Origin of the sequence: Bradyrhizobium sp. SZCCHNR1017 (genome assembly GCF_032381375.1) — a bacterium.
GTDB lineage: Bacteria > Pseudomonadota > Alphaproteobacteria > Rhizobiales > Xanthobacteraceae > Bradyrhizobium.
Genome location: NZ_JAUHIR010000002.1, coordinates 343,511 through 363,914, shown reverse-complemented (window position 1 = coordinate 363,914; position 20,404 = coordinate 343,511). Strand labels below are relative to the sequence as shown.

At 66.0% G+C, this 20,404-nt stretch carries 21 protein-coding genes; 11 read left to right on the top strand and 10 right to left on the bottom strand.

Translation table 11 applies throughout. The annotated features are described in order from the left end of the window. The first annotated feature begins 220 nt into the window (after positions 1-220). Positions 221-2,287, top strand: a complete 2,067-nt coding sequence (thrS, locus tag QW863_RS07270) for a threonine--tRNA ligase (protein WP_315714669.1) — start codon at positions 221-223, stop codon at positions 2,285-2,287. Positions 2,288-2,414: 127 nt separating this feature from the next. Here the strand turns inward: thrS and QW863_RS07265 are convergent, their stop codons facing one another. After that, the gene (locus QW863_RS07265) at positions 2,415-3,317 is read right to left on the bottom strand and encodes a hypothetical protein (protein WP_409977893.1); all 903 of its coding nucleotides are present in this window, start codon (positions 3,315-3,317) and stop codon (positions 2,415-2,417) included. 286 nt (positions 3,318-3,603) lie between these two features. Between QW863_RS07265 and QW863_RS07260 the strand changes: the two genes are divergently transcribed. Beyond that, on the top strand, positions 3,604-4,167 hold the full coding sequence (locus QW863_RS07260) for a nitroreductase (RefSeq protein WP_315714671.1): 564 nt from the start codon (positions 3,604-3,606) through the stop codon (positions 4,165-4,167). A 239-nt stretch (positions 4,168-4,406) separates the two neighbouring features. Here the strand turns inward: QW863_RS07260 and QW863_RS07255 are convergent, their stop codons facing one another. From QW863_RS07255 to QW863_RS07245, 3 genes are all read right to left on the bottom strand, one after another. Next, on the bottom strand, positions 4,407-6,881 hold the full coding sequence (locus tag QW863_RS07255) for a putative bifunctional diguanylate cyclase/phosphodiesterase (protein ID WP_315714975.1): 2,475 nt from the start codon (positions 6,879-6,881) through the stop codon (positions 4,407-4,409). 920 nt (positions 6,882-7,801) lie between these two features. Continuing rightward, positions 7,802-7,972, bottom strand: a complete 171-nt coding sequence (locus QW863_RS07250) for an RNA polymerase sigma factor region1.1 domain-containing protein (RefSeq protein WP_315714672.1) — start codon at positions 7,970-7,972, stop codon at positions 7,802-7,804. Positions 7,973-8,053: 81 nt separating this feature from the next. Continuing rightward, the gene (locus QW863_RS07245) at positions 8,054-9,130 is read right to left on the bottom strand and encodes a hypothetical protein (protein ID WP_315714673.1); all 1,077 of its coding nucleotides are present in this window, start codon (positions 9,128-9,130) and stop codon (positions 8,054-8,056) included. A 240-nt stretch (positions 9,131-9,370) separates the two neighbouring features. Here QW863_RS07245 and QW863_RS07240 point away from each other — a divergent pair, with 240 nt between their 5' ends. Beyond that, complete coding sequence (locus QW863_RS07240) at positions 9,371-10,390, top strand: patatin-like phospholipase family protein (RefSeq protein WP_315714674.1); 1,020 nt, start codon at positions 9,371-9,373, stop codon at positions 10,388-10,390. Here QW863_RS07240 and QW863_RS07235 read toward each other — a convergent pair. Both QW863_RS07235 and QW863_RS07230 read right to left on the bottom strand, forming a co-directional pair. After that, positions 10,377-10,805, bottom strand: a complete 429-nt coding sequence (locus tag QW863_RS07235) for a CBS domain-containing protein (RefSeq protein WP_315714675.1) — start codon at positions 10,803-10,805, stop codon at positions 10,377-10,379. The genes QW863_RS07240 and QW863_RS07235 overlap by 14 nt on opposite strands. A gap of 275 nt (positions 10,806-11,080) precedes the next feature. Then, the gene (locus QW863_RS07230) at positions 11,081-11,878 is read right to left on the bottom strand and encodes a rhomboid family intramembrane serine protease (protein WP_315714976.1); all 798 of its coding nucleotides are present in this window, start codon (positions 11,876-11,878) and stop codon (positions 11,081-11,083) included. A gap of 522 nt (positions 11,879-12,400) precedes the next feature. Between QW863_RS07230 and QW863_RS07225 the strand changes: the two genes are divergently transcribed. Next, on the top strand, positions 12,401-12,958 hold the full coding sequence (locus QW863_RS07225; RefSeq protein WP_315714676.1) for a PAS domain-containing protein: 558 nt from the start codon (positions 12,401-12,403) through the stop codon (positions 12,956-12,958). Positions 12,959-13,163: 205 nt separating this feature from the next. Here QW863_RS07225 and QW863_RS07220 read toward each other — a convergent pair whose 3' ends face one another. Continuing rightward, entirely contained in the window at positions 13,164-14,150 is a 987-nt protein-coding gene (locus QW863_RS07220) for an MBL fold metallo-hydrolase (protein WP_315714677.1), read from the bottom strand. A gap of 183 nt (positions 14,151-14,333) precedes the next feature. Between QW863_RS07220 and QW863_RS07215 the strand changes: the two genes are divergently transcribed. The 5 genes from QW863_RS07215 (at position 14,334) to QW863_RS07195 (ending at position 18,527) form a co-directional block, all read left to right on the top strand. Beyond that, positions 14,334-14,948 carry a PilZ domain-containing protein gene (locus QW863_RS07215; protein WP_315714678.1) on the top strand — a complete coding sequence of 205 codons (615 nt, stop codon included), beginning with the start codon at positions 14,334-14,336 and terminating at the stop codon, positions 14,946-14,948. 332 nt (positions 14,949-15,280) lie between these two features. Continuing rightward, positions 15,281-15,907 carry a transglutaminase-like cysteine peptidase gene (locus QW863_RS07210; RefSeq protein WP_315714679.1) on the top strand — a complete coding sequence of 209 codons (627 nt, stop codon included), beginning with the start codon at positions 15,281-15,283 and terminating at the stop codon, positions 15,905-15,907. A gap of 225 nt (positions 15,908-16,132) precedes the next feature. Continuing rightward, positions 16,133-16,549, top strand: a complete 417-nt coding sequence (locus QW863_RS07205; RefSeq protein ID WP_315714680.1) for a hypothetical protein — start codon at positions 16,133-16,135, stop codon at positions 16,547-16,549. Between the two features lie 254 nt (positions 16,550-16,803). Then, positions 16,804-17,319, top strand: coding sequence for a hypothetical protein (locus tag QW863_RS07200; protein WP_315714681.1), 516 nt, complete (start codon positions 16,804-16,806; stop codon positions 17,317-17,319). A 395-nt stretch (positions 17,320-17,714) separates the two neighbouring features. Beyond that, on the top strand, positions 17,715-18,527 hold the full coding sequence (locus QW863_RS07195; protein WP_409977902.1) for a dienelactone hydrolase family protein: 813 nt from the start codon (positions 17,715-17,717) through the stop codon (positions 18,525-18,527). A 107-nt stretch (positions 18,528-18,634) separates the two neighbouring features. Here the strand turns inward: QW863_RS07195 and QW863_RS07190 are convergent, their stop codons facing one another. The 3 genes from QW863_RS07190 to QW863_RS07180 form a co-directional block, all read right to left on the bottom strand. Then, entirely contained in the window at positions 18,635-18,787 is a 153-nt protein-coding gene (locus QW863_RS07190; RefSeq protein WP_315715000.1) for a hypothetical protein, read from the bottom strand. A gap of 130 nt (positions 18,788-18,917) precedes the next feature. After that, positions 18,918-19,217, bottom strand: coding sequence for a hypothetical protein (locus QW863_RS07185; RefSeq protein ID WP_315714683.1), 300 nt, complete (start codon positions 19,215-19,217; stop codon positions 18,918-18,920). 158 nt (positions 19,218-19,375) lie between these two features. Beyond that, on the bottom strand, positions 19,376-19,858 hold the full coding sequence (locus QW863_RS07180) for a hypothetical protein (protein ID WP_315714684.1): 483 nt from the start codon (positions 19,856-19,858) through the stop codon (positions 19,376-19,378). 75 nt (positions 19,859-19,933) lie between these two features. On the opposite strand from QW863_RS07180, the gene QW863_RS07175 reads away from it, so the two are divergent. Together QW863_RS07175 and QW863_RS07170 are read left to right on the top strand one after the other, a co-directional pair. Then, entirely contained in the window at positions 19,934-20,239 is a 306-nt protein-coding gene (locus tag QW863_RS07175; protein ID WP_315714685.1) for a hypothetical protein, read from the top strand. Further along, on the top strand, positions 20,236-20,397 hold the full coding sequence (locus tag QW863_RS07170) for a hypothetical protein (RefSeq protein WP_315714686.1): 162 nt from the start codon (positions 20,236-20,238) through the stop codon (positions 20,395-20,397). The genes QW863_RS07175 and QW863_RS07170 overlap by 4 nt, the downstream gene beginning before the upstream one ends. Positions 20,398-20,404: the final 7 nt, after the last annotated feature.

The following is a 20,404-nucleotide window of genomic DNA, read 5'->3' as shown; positions in this document are numbered from 1 at the left end:
GCGCCTCTCCTGCAGACTCCATCGCCAAACGCGTCCCCACGCCCCGAACACTTGAAGTTGTATCATACCGGCCCGCGGCGGCAATCTCCGCATCGCCGCACCAGCCGCAATTGGGCGGTTTTCCCGTCCCTCTCCCGGTTGCAGCCTGAAAATCCCCTGCTATACCCCTTGCTCCCGCTTACCTGCGCTCGTTCGCAGGAGTGAGCTCAAGGAGTGACCCATGTCCGATCCGAAATCGCCTGATTCCAAGTCCGACCAGCAAAAGTCCAATTTCCAATACAGCCTCAGCAACCTGAAGCCCGCCGCTCCGGTCGAGAAGATCACCATCAGCTTCCCCGACGGCGCCCGGCGTGAATATCCCCGGGGCACCACCGGCTTCGACATCGCCAAGGGCATCTCGCCCTCGCTCGCCAAGCGCACCGTCGCCATGGCGCTGAACGGCGATCTCGTCGACCTCAACGATCCGATCAATGAGGACGCCAGGCTCGAGCTCGTCGACCGCGACGATCCGCGCGCGCTGGAATTGATCCGGCACGATTGCGCGCATGTGCTGGCCGAGGCCGTGCAGGCGCTGTGGCCGGGCACCCAGGTCACCATCGGCCCTGTCATCGAGAACGGCTTCTACTACGACTTCTTCCGCAACGAGCCGTTCACGCCCGAAGACTTCGCCGCGATCGAGAAGAAGATGCGCGAGATCATCGGCCGCGACAAACCCTTCACCAAGGAGGTGTGGGACCGCGCGAAGACCAAGCAGGTGTTCCGCGACAAGGGCGAGGCCTTCAAGGTCGAGCTGGTCGACGCCATTCCCGGCGAGGAGCCGATCAAGATCTACTACCAGGGCGACTGGTTCGATCTCTGCCGCGGTCCGCACATGACCTCGACCGGCAAGATCGGCAACGCCTTCAAGCTGATGAAGGTGGCGGGCGCGTATTGGCGCGGTGACTCCAACAATCCGATGCTGACCCGCATCTACGGCACGGCGTTCGCCAAGCAGGAGCAGCTCGACGCCTACCTCAAGCAGATCGAGGAGGCCGAAAAGCGCGACCACCGCAAGCTCGGCCGCGAGCTGGACCTGTTCCACTTCCAGGAGGAAGGCCCGGGCGTCGTGTTCTGGCATCCGAAAGGCTGGAGCATCTTCCAGGCGCTGATCGCCTATATGCGCCGGCGCCTCGCCGGCGACTATGACGAGGTGAACGCGCCGCAGATCCTCGACAAGTCGCTGTGGGAGACCTCCGGCCACTGGAACTGGTATCGCGAGAACATGTTCGCGGCGCAGTCCGCCGGCGACGAGGCCGAGGACAAGCGCTGGTTCGCGCTGAAGCCGATGAACTGTCCGGGTCACGTGCAGATCTTCAAGCATGGCCTGAAGAGTTACCGCGACCTGCCGCTGCGGCTCGCCGAATTCGGCGTCGTGCACCGCTACGAGGCCTCCGGCGCCATGCACGGCCTGATGCGCGTGCGCGGCTTCACCCAGGACGACGCGCATGTGTTCTGCACCGAGGACCAGCTCGCCGACGAGTGCCTGAAGATCAACGACCTGATTCTGTCGACCTACTCGGATTTCGGCTTCGAGGGTGAACTGACGGTGAAGCTCTCGACCCGCCCGGAGAAGCGCGTCGGCACCGACGAGATGTGGGATCACGCCGAGCGCGTGATGGCGACCGTGCTGAACGAGATCAAGGCGCAGAGCAACCACATCCGCACCGAGATCAATCCGGGCGAAGGCGCGTTCTACGGGCCGAAGTTCGAATATGTGTTGCGCGATGCCATCGGCCGCGACTGGCAGTGCGGCACCACGCAGGTCGACTTCAACCTGCCGGAGCGGTTCGGTGCGTTCTACATCGACGCCGACGGCGCCAAGAAGGCGCCGGTGATGGTCCATCGCGCGATCTGCGGCTCGATGGAGCGCTTCATCGGCATCCTGATCGAGCACTATGCCGGCAGCTTCCCGCTGTGGCTGGCGCCGACCCAGGTCGTCGTCACCACCATCACCTCGGAAGGCGACGAATACGCCAAGCAGGTGCTGGCTGCGCTGCGCCGCGCCGGGCTCAGATGCGAGATCGACCTGCGCAACGAGAAGATCAACTACAAGGTCCGCGAGCACTCGCTGCAGAAGATCCCGGCCCTGCTCGTCGTCGGCAAGAAGGAGGCCGAGACGCATTCAGTCTCCGTCCGCCGGCTCGGCCGCGACGGCCAGACCGTGATGCCGACCGCGGAGGCCATCGCCGCCCTGGTCGACGAGGCGACGCCGCCGGACGTGCGGCGCCGTCAGCGCGAGGCGGCGTGACGTCGTAGCGCGTAGCCCGCACGAGCGCAGCGACATGCGGTGTCGCCGCGACAGCGCGTGAGATCCCGGATGTCGCTCCCGCCGTCGCCCTGACGGGCTCCGGCGCGCGCTCATCCGGGCTACGCGGCTACGCCGACAGACTGGCGACAGCATCCGCCGAACCTCTGTCTCGACCCGCGGCCTGCAGCGCCACGTCGGCGCATTCGGCCATGTAGAGAAACATCGTCGCGAGCATCCGCTCGATCGCCTCGCGCCCCAGCGGCAGAATGGTGATGGCGTCGGTGCTGCGGATGAGCAGGCGCTTCTCCTCTGCGTCTCGCAGCAGCGTCAGCACGTGCTTGCGCGACACCGAAAAGCGGGTCGCCAGACCGTTGATTGAGAACGGCACGGGGCCGTCGGGCGGGAATGGCTGGTCCGGCCCGGCGCCTTGGGCCAGGCTGAACAGGATCACCATGCCCGCGGTCCGTTCGGCAAACGGCTCGAGCTCCGGCGCTCCGTCGAGGATCCGGACGCCGGCGATGAAGCGACGGCCGAGCTCGAGCACGAAGCTCTTCACGAAGGCCGGATCGTTCAACGCAGCCCGGTAACCCACGGCGGCCGGCAGCACCGCGCGCATGGCGTCGAACTGTACGCCCCAGCGCTCGCGATGCAGCGCGATCAGCTTGTCGGTCGGGACCAGCGGCCGCCGCCGGCGGTCCAGATTCGAGGCCGACGCCACCAGCCCGGTCGCCCGCATCAGCGCCAGCATGGCCTCGCAGCGGCCGCCGCTGCACAGGTCGAGCCTGGCACACATCTCCTTCATGGCGCCGACGGTGAGACCGAGCTCGCCGTCGCGCTGCTCGGCAAAATGCAGATACAGCGCGACGTGCGGAAACAGCGCCCGCGCCCGGTCGCTCAGCAGCGCATTGAGGATGCGATCGCCCCGATACAGCCTGATCGCCGATGCCGTCGACGCCCGCATCGCCCGTGCGAAACCAGCCGTCCCGCGCAGCCGCGCGACGGCGTCAGGTGACGGAATCAGTGCGGTCATCGGCACGTCAGATCTTGCACTCGAGGCAACTCCCGGCGGATCTCTTAGCACTATGTTTTTACCGGCCCGCCCAAGGTTCGACAATTCGCTGGGAATATCGTGCTTAGGACAGATGGCCGCATCGGATATGCCCCGATCCGCGTCATCCCGCGCGAAGTCTTCGCCGAAACCCGCAAAGGCTGCAGCACCGGGTGCAGTAGAACCGATCAAAACGCCGTGCCGTGGTCTCGTTGCAGGCGGAGGCCCATGCTATCTGTCGCGCGTGCAACGAACGAGACCCACCGACGTGACCGACGCGATTGAACTGCTGAAGACCCGCCGCTCCGTGAAGCCGCGCGAGATGAGCGGCCCCGGCCCCTCGCCCGCCGAGCTCGACACCATCCTGACCATCGGCGCCCGCGTGCCGGACCACGGCAAGCTCGCGCCATGGCGCTTCATCGTGTTCGAGGGCGAGGGCCGCCGCCGCGCCGGCGAGGTCATCGCGACCGTGTTCGCCAGGAAGAACCCGCAGGCGAGCGCCGCCGAGCTGGAGGTCGAGAAGAATCGCCTCATGGAGGCGCCGCTGGTGATCGGCCTCGTCAGCTTCACCCGGCCGCATCCCAAGGTGCCGGCCTATGAGCAGGAGCTCTCCGCCGGCGCGAGCGCGATGAACATCCTGACCGCGGCCACCGCACTCGGCTATGGCGGCTGCTGGCTGTCCGGCTGGTTCATGTTCGACCGCGACGTGATGGACGGTCTCGGCCTCAAGACGGAGGAGAAGCTCGCCGGGCTCATTCACATCGGCAAGCCGGCCAAGCCGAGCGAGGACCGGCCGCGTCCGGCGCTCGCGGACATCGTGACGCGGTTCTGACGAAGGCACGCGCGGGACCGGCGCGACCTTGAGGACCAGACGCCCGGCGATCGCTCGGCTCATTGCCGCGCCACGCTCCATCCGCCCAACCTTGCGAGCGCAAACAATCCAGGATTCCTCCGCGGAGGCCGTCTGGATTGCTTCGCCGCGCCGCGCAATGACGTGCGGAGACGCCTCAGCCCCCAACTAATTGGCACTCCGAAGCCGCGTGCAACATTCCGTACGCTTCCCTCTAATCCTCACGCCGCCTTCGATGGTCTCGTGCCGAACTGCGCCAGCAGGCCCGCGATCTCAGAGGCCGGCTTGGCCGCGCTGAACAGAAAGCCCTGGACCTGGTTGCAGCCCTCGGCGCGCAGCCACTCGAGCTGATCCGATGTCTCGACACCCTCGGCGGTGGTGATGATGTTGAGGCTCTTGCCGAGGCCGGAGATGGCGCGGACGATGGCGAGGCAGTCGGAGCGCTGCGCGAGGTCCTTCACGAAGGAGCGGTCGATCTTGATCTTGTCGAACGGGAAGCTGCGCAGATAGCTGAGGCTGGAATAGCCGGTGCCGAAATCGTCCATCGAGATGCGGATGCCGAGCTGGCGAAGCTGATGCAGCGTCGCCAGATTGGCCTCGGTCTCGGCCAGCAGGATAGACTCGGTGATCTCCAGCTCGAGCCGCTCCGGCGCCAGCGCCGACTGCGCCAGCGCCTGGACCACGACCTGCACGAGGTTGCGGCTGCGGAACTGCACCGCAGAGAGATTCACCGCGACCTTGATGCCGTCGGGCCATCGCGCCGCCTCGTGACAGGCCTCGCGCAGCACCCACTCGCCGAGCGGCACGATCAGGCCGATGTCCTCGGCCACGGGAATGAAATCGGCGGGCGAGATCATGCCCTTGTCGGGATGACGCCAGCGCAGCAGGCATTCGAATGCGGAGATCGCGCCGGTCGCGACGTCGACCAACGGCTGGTAGTGCAGTTCGAACTCGCCCTGGGCGAAGGCACGGCGCAGATCGTGCTCCATGTCGCGGCGCTTCTGCGCCTGGCGGTCCATCTCCTTTTCGAAGAACCGATGCACGCGGCCGCCGTCCTGCTTGGCGCGGTACAGCGCCATGTCGGCGTTCTTCATCAGCTCCTCGCAGCTCGCGCCGTCGCCCGGCGACAGCGCGATGCCGATGGAGGCACCGATCACGAGCTCGTTGCCGTCGATGTCATAGGGCGCGCTGAGCGCCGCGATCAGGCGGGCGGCACACTCACTGGCGTCGCTGGCGCCGCAGCTCTGACTGATGATCACCGCGAACTCGTCGCCGCCCAGCCGCGCCGCCAGCTTGCCGCCATGCATCTGCTGTGTCAGGCGGCCCGCGACCGCCTGCAGCAGCCGGTCGCCCATCGGATGACCGAAGGAGTCGTTGACGGTCTTGAACAGATCGAGGTCGATGCACATCACCGCGATGCGGCGGTCGGCCGCCCCGGCGCCGTCGAGCTCCTGCGCGAGGCGCTGCTGGAAGAATTCGCGGTTCGGCAGGCCGGTCAGCCCGTCGTGGTGCGCCATGTAGGCGATGCGCGCCTCGGCGCGACGACGCTCGGTGATGTCGACGATCGCGACCAGCACGCCGTCGCGGCCATCGAAGGTGATCTCGCGGCCGTAGGTCAGCACCTCGATCTCGCTGCCATCGGCCTTGCGATGGCGCCAGTCGCGGTGAAACAGATCACCGTCGGCCAGCCGCAGCAGCGCGTCATCGAGGCTTTCCCATTCGCCCGGCGGCCAGAGATCCCAGACATTCATGCACAGCAGATCCGCCCGGCCGTAGCCATAGTGCCCGACCATCGCATCGTTGACATTGAGGATCTGCGCGGTCTTCGCATCGAGGATGCACATCGGCACCGGGTTGGCGTCGAACAGCAGCCGGAACGAGGCCTCGCGCCGCTTCAGCGCGGTCACGTCGGCAATGGTCAATGAAATGATGTCGCCAAAGGCGTGGGCGCCGAGCCTGAGACTGCGCGCCTCGCTGTCGAGCTCGAACTGGTCGCTCCGCCCGTGCGTGACGACGTCGAACAGCCGCGCCATCACCTCGGGCGTGCACAGCATGTTGCCGCCCTGTTTCAGCCGATGCCATTGCAGCGTCGCCGACGGCAGCCTGAGCAGGTCGGCCGCCGCGCGATTGTGATGAACCACCTGGAAATCGCAGGGCATGCCGACGCTGTCGCGGATGGTCGCGAGCGAGACCACGCCGTCGTCCGTCGTCGAGAAGATCGCATCGAGCAGATTATATTGCGCGTCGCGCTCGTTGACGTAGGTCCCGACCAGCGTACTGCCCCACCGCGAGTTGGTCGGCAGCGCCAGCACGTCATAACTGCGGACCATGCCGTCGCGGACGCAATGCGCATGAGCGAGATAGGGCTGGCCGCTAACGAGCGCGCAATTGGCCGCCTCCACCAGCACGGTGGCGCAATCCGGCGACACGGCTTCGACCGCGACGTCCCAGCGCTCGTCCTGCAGCCATTGCTGGACGTAGCGGCCGCTGCGCGAAATCTGGAGGCCACCGTCCTCGTTGTTGAGCACCGCGATATGATCGGCGAGACGGCCGAGGCTGCCCAGCATGACGTCCTCGTAGCGCGGCAGGCGCTGGCCCGGCTTCAATGCCGCCTGCCATTTGCGCCTGAGCACCGGAATGTCGTCAAACAGATCGCTGCTGATCGTCGTCAACGCCTTGGTCGTCGCGGCACGCATCATTCCCACTCAATCGCCACCCTGTCGGTCCCGACGGTATCTGAAGCAGACACGGCTTTAACGAGCTGTAAATGCATTGGCTTCGCGCCTCGCGCGCAGCGATTGTGACAGTTTTAAGTGGTTCCATGGTTATCGCGCATTAGCGACTATGACAGCATCGCTTCACGTTCGTCGCCGATGTCGCAACGGCGAGGTCGATACGGATACGGCATAGATGCGGACGTGAACCTGCGATCTCGCGACAATATCTGCCCGAGTTTTGCTAATCGAACCGCCCCCTTCGAACAGAGGGCGCAGGGAGAGCCGGACCTCGACTGAGGCCCGTGGCCCGCCTGCGAAAAAAAGCAGGCGGCAGGTACCACAGGTCAGCCGGAAACCCGGCCCTCCCTGCGCGATGGCTGAACGGCTGCTTCGCGTTCTCCCTGGTGCGCCGGGCTTTCTGGCCACCATCCCCACGCGAAGCGAAGCCTCAACGTGAGTTGACATCAGCATCGGGATATCAGGACCGCGCGACTTGACCGTGCGTGGCGAATTGTTCGTCGGCGCGGGCAACCCGCGCTGCAATCCACCACGCCCACCGCTCCCCGCCTCGCGTCTCGTGACGACCGCGATACGCCCCTCATCTCGAGGCGGGATGCGCGGAAAGATCCGCCTGATTTGCCCGACGGCGCAAGAACTAATAAGTGCGACAAATTAACCCGACGGGCAGATGTGCACGACTTGGCGAGTCGTGTCGCGCACCACTGCTTCGACAATCGCCGCTGTCGTCCCGGCCTTGAGCCTGGACCCATAGCCACCGGCCGCGGTGATGCGGGCCACTGACAGCTAGGTCCCCCGATAGCATCCGCGGTATGGGTCCCGCGTTCGCCGGGACGACACCCGTGGTCAGGCGCGCTCCTGCCAAAAACGCTGTTCTTGCATCAGTCCTCCTCCAGACGGATGCCTGCGTCGCTGAGCGCCCGCATGATCCGCTCGATGTCCTCGGGGTCGATTGTGTTAGCCGGGCAAAGTGCGTTCAGCTCGTCGAACGTGATCCAGCCCTTGCGCTCGCCGATCTCGATGGCCTGGCGGATGATGTGGGATATCTGCATGCGGCTCTCCCGGAGGCTGGCTCTCATAGATAGCGGGGAGAGTCGGTGTCCTTCTGCGGTGCCATTTCGCGTGCGAGCCGCTTACCGCGCGAGCACCTCGACCTCGCCGTCAACGCCGTTGACGACGCTGAAGGAGCGTTCGAACACCTTGCCTTCGTTCTTGGCGATCGCGCGGTAGTCGCCTTCGGACAGCACGACCTTGGGGAAGGCGCCGATCGATTCCTTGATCACGTCGCCGCCGGGGTTGATGACCGACCAGGCGGTGTTGGCGAGCGCCTCGCCGCCCTTGTCGGAGACGAGCTTCAAGGTGATGACCGCGGCGCGGTGCGTCACCGTGACGTCGGTGAGCTTGCCAGCCTGGACGCGGATGTCGGAGCGCACCACCGAGTTGGCGTCGCCATAGTTGGAGACGATGTAATAGGTGCCCTCCGGCAGCATCAGCATGTCGCCGGCGGCGACGTTCGGCACCAGCGGCGCCCGCTCGCGGCCGTCGAACTGGCTGCCCTTGTAGATGGCAAACGAGATCTGGTTCTGCGGGATCTTGCTGGTGCCGACCCTGCCCTCGAGGCGCAGGCCCCCGGCCGGCAGCACGAAAGATTCGCGATCGGTCTCCGTCTTCAGGTTCACCGACCTGACCGCGCTGACGAGGCCGAGCGCGACATGCACGACATAGGTGCCGGGCGGCAGCACGATGTTCGGCGTCGGGCCGCGATCCTCGCGCAGCATCTTGAAGGCGCCGGATTCGTCCGGCCGGTCGGCGAACACGCGCCAGACCAGACCGCCATTGATGTTCGGCAGGTCCTTTCCGAACCGCGCCGACAGCGACAGCACGCCCTGATTGGGAGCCGCGGCGGGTGGAGCAGCAACCGGCGGGATCGCAGCCGGCGCGCCGGGTGGGATCGCGGCGACGGGCGGTCCCGGCAGCACCTGCGGGGCCGGTGGCGGAATGGGACCGGCGGCGGGGCCGGAGGGTGGCGCCAGGCTCACCGCCGCCCCGGGATCGGGCACCGAAGCCGGCGGAATCGGCGGTGGCCGGTCGCTGAACAGTTGCGCCGCGGCCGGCGGCGTCACGAGCCCGGTCAGCGGCCACGACAAGGCGAGCACAAGCCATAGCCGCCCGCTGCGCCGGAATCTGGTGAACCCGCGACCTGTCGTCATCGTCTTGCTTTTGAACAAAAACGCGGCAAATTCAAGCCTCTACTCAACTGTCCCGGAGGAACCCCGTAAGCAGCGCGCGACTTGGTCGCATTCTCCGGCGGAGAGTTCAAATCAGCGGCATCCGGCGCTCCCGTCGACCCGGCATAAAGGATGCTTCTGGTAGGCTGGTGCTAGGCTGTCATGCTTCATGAGTCCGTTGCCGACTCGTTGCACACAGTTTGCGTAGGCGTGGAGATCTCGGTGCTGGACATTCTGAAAGGACGCCGTGCGAACGGAACCGAAGGTTCCGATGTCGGTCTCGGCACGATCCGCAAGCCGGTCATCGGCCTTGCGCTTGGCGGCGGCGCGGCGCGCGGTTTTGCCCATATCGGCGTGATCCGGACCCTGATGGCGCACGGCATCGTGCCCGATGTCGTGGTCGGCACCTCGATCGGCGCCGTGGTCGGCGGCGCCTATGCGGCCGGCCAGCTCGATACGCTGGAGGAATGGGCGCGCAGCCTGCAGATGCGCAACATCCTCGGCTATCTCGACATCCGCCTCAACGGCTCCGGCCTGATCGGCGGCGAGAAGCTCGCCGCCCAACTCGAAGCCTCGCTCGGCCGCGTCACCATCGAGGAGCTGCCGATGAAGGTGGCGACGGTGGCGACCGAGATCCGCACCGGGCACGAGATCTGGCTGACCCATGGCAGCCTCGTCGACGCGATGCGCGCCTCCTACGCCCTGCCCGGCATCTTCGCGCCGGTCCTGATCGGCGACCGCTGGCTGGTCGACGGCGCCATGGTCAATCCGGTGCCGGTGTCGGCGGCGCGCGCGCTCGGCGCCGAGATCGTGATCGCCGCCAACCTGTCGAGCGACGTGTTCACGCATTCGACGACGATCTACTCGCACGGCCAGCCGGTCGAGGTGCCGGAGACGGTGATGGAGAGCGCGCCGCCGAAGCGGCGCTTCCGCAGGCTGTTCTCGCCGGAGCGCGCGGTGAAGCGGCAGTTCTTCGGCGAGGGCGGCCGGCCGGGCATCTCGTCGGTGATGGTCGACGCCTTCAACATCATGCAGGACCGCATCACCCGCGCGCGCCTCGCGGGCGATCCGCCGGACCTTCTGATCTCGCCGCGCGTCGGCCAGATCGGCTGGTTCGACTTTCATCGCGCGGCCGACCTCATCGCGTTCGGCACCAGGGCGGCCGAACGTGCGCTGGATTCCATCCAGGAAGCGATCGGCGCGGTGACGCCGACCGGCGGCGGAGCGACTACGCCGTCTTGATGTACTGGCGCAGTGCTTCCTGCTCGGCCTCGTATTCCTGGACGCGCCACTTCACGACGTCGCCGATCGAGATCAGGCCGGCCACGACGCCGCCCTCGATCACCGGCAGATGGCGGAACTTGCCGTTTGTCATCATTTCCATGATCGAGGCGACGGTATCCGCAGGCTTGCAGCTCACCACCCGCCGCGTCATCACGTTCGACACCGGCTCGGTCAGCGCGGCGGCGCCGCGCTCGCCGAGCGCGCGGACGATGTCGCGCTCCGAGAGGATGCCCTCCATCCGGGAGCCCGACATCACCAGCACCGCGCCGATCTTGCGGTCGGCGAGCCGCTTGGCGGCTTCGGCGAGTGTGGTCTGGGACTCGACGCTCTCGACCTGATGGCCCTTGGTGTCGAGGATCGCACGTACTGTCATTGCTCGTCTCCTTGAGGGGCCGGTGTGCCTTCTTGAGCGAGGCGTCGTTGCGGCCGATGCTTCCAGCGATCGTCAGTCAAGCGAGTCTTCAATCAACAGTCTGGCAATGCAACGGATCCAATCCTTCTGATCGCGCTTTGGTTGCATTGCACTCCGCAAGCTGGCCTGCGCGGCACAAATCGCCTGCTTTCGTTCATCCGGAATCGTGCCCCGGTTGCAGTGGACGCAAATGATGAATGAAATCACCTGCGCTCGCAAGCGCAGGATCGCGGCACCTAACGGTCGACCACGTCGGACGGCAACGCAGGCGCAGCATCGTCACGCACATGCGGGGTGGGATCGAACAGCGCAAACAGGATCAGTCCGGCGATGAATCCGCCGATATGAGCCTGCCAGGCGACGTCGGCGCCCTCGGCGCCGGGCGTGATGCCGCCGATGCCGAACACGATGTTGACGCCGAACCACACTGCCAGAAAGCCGAGCACCCGCGGATTGCGCAGCGCACGCGTCAGCGACAGCGCCGGAACCCTGGCCGCCGCCTCGGCATCGCCGCGGGTGAACGACAGGAAGCTGCCGCTCACGAAGGCAAAGCGCATCGCCGCCGCCATGGTGCCGGACACCGAGGCCGAGGCGCCGATCATCGGCGCCAGCGCGTGCTCGTGGGTGAGCAGATGCGCCAGCGCACCGGCCGCCGCCGTCACCGCCATGAACAGATAGAACCTGACCGCCCCGAAGCGGCGCGCGAGCGCGCTGCCGAACGGCAGCAGCCAAAGCACGTTGAAACCGATATGCGCCAGATTGGCGTGCAGCAGCGAGTAGCTGAAAAAGGTCCAGATCTTGGCCGGCGTGCCGCCGGGAAACGCCCCGTCCATCAGGGTCTGGTCGTATCGTTTCGGGACGAAGGCGAACAGGTCGATGATCCAGCCGTTCCACTCGTCCGGCAGCAGCACACGCAGATGGATCACCGCGATCAGCAGGATGTAGGCGGTCAGTGCGCCCGGCAGATTGAGGATCGGCTCCCGCGCCTGCTGGAGCGGCGGATCCTGCGTGAGGTCTGACGAGGGGGAATCCAACGGAACGCACGCCTTCGACGAGAGGAACAGATCCGTCAGATAGGCGGCTTTGGCCGGCCTGTGCAAGCGCATGGCGGCAGAGTTGATGTGCAGCCCCGGGCTGCGGAGGCGAAAGGACAGCCGATCCGCCAAAAGAAAGAGGGAGGGTTCTGAGAAAACCCTCCCTCCGAGACCTGCCGGCCTTTGCCGCGTCCGGAGCGCCCGGGGTCGTTTTCCTCACCCCGCCCCGTCGCGACGACCAGACTTGTTTGACGCCGCCTGCGTGTAACTCACCGTATCGCGGCGGACCTTCCACCTTCCGGCCGCGATCTGATGAACGCATTGTTAACGATCGCTCGGCGGCCGCCAAGCTCATCGTTAATTTAACCTTAACGCGCGGAAGGCCGGGGGAAAGCCGGCACGATCGCACCATCGGCATGGACGCTGCACCACCCCTCCTGCGAAAACAAACCAGGGAGGCGCCTGGACGAAAGCGGGACAGCAATGTCCTCCGTGACGTCGAGGGCGCGAGGGATCACCGAGATGAAACATCCGTCCAATCGCGAGCTCTTCGCCTATTGGAACGACAGGCGCGGCCATGCCAAGGCGCCGGAGCGCTGCGACTTCGAGCCGTCGGCCGTGCGCGAGCTGCTCGGCGACATCTTCGTCTTGTCCTGCGATGCCGACAGCGGCTTTCCGTTCCGCATGGCCGGCACGCGGCTGTGCGCCCTGCTCGGCGGCGACGTCAAGGACAGGAGCTTTCCGGCGCAGTTCGCGCCCGCCAGCCGCCGCGAGATCGAGGAGATCACCGCGGTGGTCTGCGAAGAGACGCTGCCGGCGATCGCCGGCGTGACGGCGCAGGCGCCGGATCGCACGACCGCGCATTTCGAACTGCTGCTGCTGCCGTTCGCCACCCGCGCGCATGAGCCGATCAGCCTGACCGGCCTGCTCGCCCCGTTCGAGACGCCGCAAGGCGCGCTCGGTCCGCTGGAGATGGTGTCATGGCGCTACATCCATCCGCCCGCCGAGCCGATCGTGCCGCGCGCGTTGCGCAAGCTCGCGCTCGCCCGCGGCCTGATGGTGTATGAGGGACTGCGCTGAGTGCAGCGCCGATTTCGTGGCCCGGATGAGCGCCAGCCGGAGCCCGAAGGGCGCAGGCGAAAGCGACATCCGGGACAGACCATCCTTACATCGCGTGCCCGCGTCGAAGCTGTCGCACGCCGACGGTGAATCTCCGGCGGACAGACGTCCCCGCATGTCGCTGCGCTCATGCGGGCTACGGGATCTGGGCTGCCGTCCCGCCTCCTCAATGTGAGCCGGTCAGCGGCGTGATCGGACTGCCGTCGGGCGCAAACGCGGCGACCTGATCCGAGATGACGAACGACGTGAGATCGCGCCCGACCACGAGCGGGCCCTGATAGCTCGTCCGCGTGCGCGCGATCAGCGCCTCTTCGGGCACGTCCTGGACCGGCTTCACGGTGGCGAACACGATGTGCGAGTAGACCGCCAGCTTCGGCTTCGCCTCGGTGAAGATCCTGCCGGCCTCCTCCGGCGAGGTGTGATGGTCCTCGATCGCACGATAGTTCGGATAGGTCTTGATCAGTTCGGGATCGATCACCGCCACCTCGTGGATCAGAAGATCGGCGCCCTCCGCCGCCTTCTCCACCCGCGGATCGGGCTTGGTGTCGCCGGACAGCACGACCTTCTTGCCGTCGAATTCGACGACATAGCCGAGCGCCGGCTTGATCTTCTCGCCGTGATTGACCTCGATGGCGCTCACCTTGACGCCGTTGCGCTCGTAGACGACGCCGGGCCCAATGTCGGCCGCGGCGAAGGCGACGCCTTCCGGCGGATAGTGCTCGTCATCGATGCGGATGCGGATGTCCTCGGAGAAGGCCTTGGTGAGATTCTCCGTCATCGCCACTGTCCCCTTCGGTCCGAACACGACCATCGGCCCCTTGCGCGAGGCCCAGGGCGTGCCGATCCAGCCGCTCAGCCACATGTCCGGCAGTCCCACCACGTGATCGGAATGCAGATGGGTGAGGAAATGCGCGGTGATGCTGCCGAGCGGGATGCTCTTCTGGAACAGGCGGATCGTGGAGCCGCGTCCGAGGTCGAACAGCAGCCGCTCAGGCCCGGCCTCGATCAGGGTCGAGGCGCTGAAGCTCGACAGCCGCGGCGTCGGCGTGCCTGTCCCGAGCAGGGTCACCTTCATCTCGGCTGCCGCGGCCGGCGGCGATCCAGCCACCACGCAGACCACGACCGCCACGACGGCTCCCAACAAGCTCCGCATGAACGTCTCTCCCATCTCCGTTGGCGTCATTGGCGCGATGTCGCGCCTGCCCATTCTATCAGCTCGTCATGGCCCGCGGCAGAGTGCTGCAGGAGCACAACGTAACGCTGAATTAACCGTGAAGGACTTAGTTTCAACACTGGATCATCCGGCACGCTAAGAGCCGGCTTTGAGTGGCGAAACATGGCGTTGCCGAACAAAAAACTCTCTCTTCCGGCCGCCGAGGAGCGCCGCCGTTTCCAGCGGGTCAAGGTCCACCTGCTCGGCCGCTACATGCTGCCCGACCGGCGCGAGTTTCCCTGCCAGGTGATCAACATGTCGCCGGGCGGGCTGGCGCTGCTCGCGCCCGGCATCGGCAATGTCGGCGACCGCGTGATCGCCTATCTCGACCATATCGGCCGCGTCGAGGGCAAGATCACCCGCATCATCGACAACGGCTTCGCGATGACGATCGGCGCCACCGCGCGCAAGCGCGACAAGCTCGCCGCGCAGCTGACCTGGCTCGCCAATCGCGACATCCTCAATCTGCCGGAGGATCGCCGCCACGACCGTATCATTCCGCGCAACCCGATCGCGGTGCTGACGCTCGAGGACGGCACCAAGATGACCTGCCGCATCATCGACATGTCGCTGTCGGGCGCGGCGATTGCGGCCGAGACCAGGCCGCCGCTGAAATCGCAGGTCATGCTCGGCCGCGTCCAGGCGCGCGTGGTGCGAAATCTCGAAGGCGGCTTCGCGATCGAGTTCACGCACGCCCAGCTCGCCGAAACGCTCGAAGACAGCGTTACCGCGCGGTAAAGCCGCAAGCCTCTGAAATCCCGCAACTTCACGGAGCACACGGCGTCCGCCACCACGGGCGCCGTGTGGCGTTCGGCCAGCGCACAGGTGATCCGGCGCAGTTAATAGTTGACGGGAAAAGCGCAGGGGACCCTGCAACGGCAGTGGTTCCCGGCTTAATGCAGCGCATTCGATTCAACCGCGAATGATTCAAATTTTAGCTAGATTCGATTCAAGTGAAAGTCGAATAAGCCCTTTGTTTTACTTGGATTTGCGTCAAATCCATCGTGGCGATTTAGCGGCAGCGAAAAATCTTTGTGAGACACATGGTCCCAACGAAAACGGGGGCCAAAATGGTCAAGCGGACGGGACAGGCAACGGGGTGGGCGGTCGCAGCCTTCCTGATGGCGATGGGCGGGATGGCGCATGCCGGTGATGACCGGGTGCTCTATGCGAGCCTGGGCGACACCGCACGGGCGCCGATCGGCTGGGTCGAGTTCTGCACCGAGGCGCCCGAGGAATGCCGCGGCGGCGCGTCGCAGCCCCGCGACATCGTGCTGTCCCAGACCGCCTGGCGCGATCTGCTAAAGGTCAATCGCTGGGTCAACGAGAACGTCAAACCCATCACCGACATGGACCATTGGGGCGTGGTCGAGAAATGGTCGCTGCCGACGGACGGCTACGGCGACTGCGAGGATTACGTGCTGCTGAAGCGCAAGCTGCTGATCGATGCCGGCTGGCCCCGCGAGGCGCTGCTGATCACGGTGGTGCGCGACAAGAAGGGTGAAGGACACGCCGTCCTCACCGTGAAGACCGACAAGGGCGAGTACGTGCTCGACAATCAGAACGAGAGCGTCGTCGCCTGGACCGAGACCGGCTACCGCTTCGTCAAGCGGCAGTCGCAGAGCGACCCCAACGTCTGGGTCTCGCTCGGCGACGGTCGCCCGGCAGTGGCCACCGCCAGCGCCAGAGAACGCTAAGGCGTCCGCAAGCGCTGATCAGAGAGGCGAGACACGAATTCGAGTTACGCGACCCGGTCACATCCCCACCCCTCCCCGTCCCAGACCGGTTCGCGCGCGGCCAGGCCTCCCCCAAGGCCTGGCCGCAACTTTTTTTGGCCTTGCTTTGACGATATGTCGCAGGCGGGGCGCGGCAACGGCCGGCCAACCTTGTTTTCCCTCGACCGTCGGGTTTAGGTTGTCGGCATGATGATGATCCTGCGAAGCGCGACCTTGCTGGCCGCGGCCCTGACCCTGGCGAACTGCTGCATGTCCGGCGCCGGCTGCTCGGGACCGCTGGCCGCGGCGGGCCCAGCCGCGCCGGCGATGGCCGCTACGCCCGCGGTGATTACCGCGCAGCCGACGAGCGCTGCGGCCGACTGGGACGGCCGTGTCGCCACCTCCGACGCCGACACCGAGATGGTGACGGAGCCGGACATCGGCACGTCGCGCAAAGGCGCGAAGCGCCGTGGCGACTCGCGGGTCGACGTGATGTCCGCGCAGTCGAGCTCCGGCTATCGCGGCCGGATGAGCTGGGAGGAGGAACAGGCGGCCGACCTCGCCGACGAGGCCCGCCTCAAGCAGAAGCTCACGATCTGCCGGAACTGCAGCGCAACGCAGTAAGCATTTGTCCGGCCGCAGTTTTCGGCTGGTCGCGACCGCGCCCCGGAACCGGCGTGGTGCATGCGGCGGGCGCGCCATTTCGGGCTTGCAGGCCTCGCTTTTGTCGGATTTCCTAATCAAAACCTGACGACTTGGTTCGTTCGCCAGATGCACGATTTGCGGGCTGGGCGGACAGCGTTCTCTGCTCGAGTTTTTCGCCTCTCCCAGTTTTCGGGAGGAGCATCCGAAGCTTTTTCAATTTGGGTGGTTTCGTGATGAATCCGGTGACGCGCGACACCAGACGCTACCCCGAGAAGCTCAGCCCGGCCCCCGTCAAGGGCGCCCAGCCGATCGCGCTCGCAGCCGCGACGCTCGTGGTGCTGATCGCGGGCATCGGCGGCATCATGTTGTGGCGTGCCTATGGCGGCGCGCCGGAAGCCGAGCGCGGCGCGGTGACGCGGCAGTTGCAGGCGCGCACGGTGCAGGCGTCCGAGCAGTTGGTGGAGAAGACCAAGGGCCTGGAGGCCACCCAGCAGGAATCGATCGACCAGTTGCAGATGATGCAGGAGCAGTTGCAGAGCATGCGCCGCCTGCTCGCGGCCCAGCAGGCCGACACCAAGCGCCTGTCGGACCAGGTCTCGACCCTGAAGGACTCCATCGATGGCCTGCGCCAGTCGTTCGCCAGCACGCAGAGCTCGGAGCAGGCCGCGCCTGCTCCACGCAACCGCAGCATCCGCGCCCGCGCCCATGCCAGCCGCGGCGGCCATCGGCATCGTCGTAACCGATCCTGAGACGGCCGGTCCCGACGCCTGCTCGTAGAAAGCCCGCCGAATATTCCCAGGATCCTGTGAAGTGCTTCACAGATTGAAACCGGGAGTCACGCCATCCTGCCTTCACCGGATGGCGAGCCAATTTCAGGATGGCACAGGGCCAATTTCAATATCCGGGGCTGGCAAGGTCGTTGGCGCCATACTGCGCCGACGGCCTTGTTTTTTGTGGCGGCGCGTTCGACCGCCCGGAACGGATCCGACGCCGCGGCTCTCCGGCTGGTGACTTGCTTTTCCCCGTCAATTCTCGGCTCAATGCGCCCGTAAGACGCAGAGGAGCCCCCATGTCCGCCGATCCAGCACTGACGTCCGATGTCATCGGGCTGACAAAAGTCGCCCCCTTCTCACGCCGCGGCTTCATGACCGCGTCCGCTGCCGTGACGGCCGGCTACACGCTGGCTGCCGGCCCGGTGCGGGCCGAGGTCATTACCACCGACACCAGCGGCCTGAATGCCGGAGATGCGAAGATCAAGGTCGGCGACCGCGACATGCCGGCCTATTTCGCGCGCCCCGCCAGCGCCAGCAATCCGCCCGTCGTGCTGGTCGCGATGGAGATCTTCGGCCTGCATCAGTACATCAAGGACGTGACGCGCCGTCTCGCCAAGCTCGGCGCGCTCGCCGTGGCGCCGGACTACTACTTCCGCAGCGGGACCGACCTCACCAAGATCACCGAGATCAAGGACCTGCTGCCGATCGTGAATGCCAAGCCCGACGCGGAGCTGCTGTCGGACCTCGACGCGACGGTGGCCTGGGCCAAGTCGCAGGGCGGCGACACCTCGCGTCTCGGCATCGTCGGCTTCTGCCGCGGCGGCCGCACCGTGTGGGAATATGCGGCGCATAGTTCGGCGCTGAAGGCGGGCGTTGCGTTCTACGGCCCGCTGATCGATCCGCCCAATCCCGCCTGGCCGAAGAGCCCGACGCAGCTCGCACCCGAGATGAAGGCGCCCGTGCTCGGCCTCTACGGCGAAGCCGACACCGGCATTCCCGTCGCCAGCGTCGAAGCCATGAAGACCGCGCTCGCCGACAACAAGAAGACCGCTGAGTTCAAGATCTATCCCGGCGCGCCGCATGGCTTCCACGCCGATTATCGCCCCAGCTATCGCAAGGACGCCGCCGAGGACGGCTGGGCGCAGATGCAGGCGTGGTTCAAGAAATATGGCGTGCTGAGCTGACAGCCGCGGCCCGGGCGAGCGAACCCGTCAGACTGCGCCCGCGAGGCTTCCCGCATGTCGCTTGCCGCATGTCGCTTGCGTTCATGCGGGCGCCGGACCGTCGGCTGCTAGCGCAGGCGACGATCGTCGCGACGGATCTTCGCCAGCTGCCTGCCGCCCTGCTCGAGCTCCCAGGCCATCCAGACCAGCGCGGCGCCCAGGCTGACGACGACGCCCATGAAGACAAACGTGAGTTCAGGGGATGTGAGTGTGTTGATCATGCCTGGATCCCATGCAAGCGTTGCGCCAGCTACTTCTCCGCCGCCGCTCCGCCGATCGGAGCGGCAACAAATCGTCACGAGATGTCGTTAAGGCGAAGTGACCGGATCGGCCGGTCGCCTCGCCCAAGCTTCATTCACACACCTCGACGTTGCGGAAGCGCCAGCCGCGCGCTGTCCGCACACGCTTGCGGGCGACGTAACAGCCGCCGAGGTCCTCGTAGGTGTACGGGTAGTAATAGGGATAGCCTCCGTATCCGTAGTAGCCGGGATAACCAAAACCCAAGCCAAACCCGAGTCCAAAACCCGGGCCAAAGCCACGATGGCCGAAGCCATGATGGAAACCGCCCGGCCCGTGCGCCGACGCCATGCCCGGAATCATTGCGGCCGCGATCACGGCGCCCGCCAGCAATCCCATCAATCTCTTGCGCATCGATCCGTCTCCAAATTCAACCGGCATGAGAGCGTCATTGTACTCTGTGCTCCCAGCGGGATGTCTCTAAGCCGGATTTGGAACGGCGCGCGGGCAACCCCGCTCACATCTGCGCGATCTCGATGTCGTTACGTGACGTCCGGAGCCGCGGGCAATATTCAGCAACCGCGGCAGATGCTCTTCACCTTCCGGTCGACCGTCTTGTTCTCCTGCTGAACCTGCTCATCGGTATCACTGGCGCGGTTCGGTCCCGTCGCCGCGGTGCCTCCCGCCGCTCCACGACCCACGCCGGTCGTGACGCCGGAATTGCTCGACCCCACCCGGCTTGCGCCCGAGCCGGACGACTGCGCTGTGCCGAGGCTGTTAGTCCCGTTTGCAGCTGCCGCCCCCGGTTGCGACAGCCGCGAGGGATTGCTGCCGCTTCCGGCTCCGTTCTGCGCGTTGCCGAGACCGGCGACGTTCCCTGATCCTGCAGCGGTACCGGTCGTGCCGATGCCGGCGGCTCCCGCGCTCGCCGCGCCACCGGCGCTCGCTCCACCGCCAGCGCCTCCCGCACCGCCGCCACCGCCTTGCGCAAACACCGCAGTGGCCGTGCCGAGGCCTGCAATCACGATCAAAGTGCCCAATGAAAACCTGGCCATGGGACCGTCTCCCTTTACACTTCAACCCAACCGGACGGACCGCGTTCCGGAACGAATGTTGATCGGAGAGGATTGATGGGGCGAGGAGAGCAAGGAGCCGTGCGCAAGCTGATCGCCTTCGACGAGGACACGTTCGACAAGCTCAAGCAGCTCGGCGGCGATCAGATGCTGAGTCTGCAGGACCTCGCCGACGAGGCGTTCATGGACCTGTTGGAAAAGCACGGCGTACCGGCGGATCTGAAGGACGCGCTGCGCAAGAGCGCTGCGGAGGATGGCGATGGCGCAGGCAAGCCTGCGCGCAAACGCAAGAACGAGCCCGACGACAAGTCCAGAAACCAGTCGAAGCACAAGCCGAAGCAGAGGAGCAGGACGTCAGCATGAGCACCGACCCGTTCGAACAGGGCGAGCGCGCCGCGCGCGAGAACATTCCGGCCGAGGCCAATCCCTATCAGGACGGCAGCGAACAGCATGCGCTGTGGGCGAGCGGCCACGAACGTGTCGCCAGCGCAGCGGAGGCAGGCGAGTCCGAAGGGACGTGAAGAATCT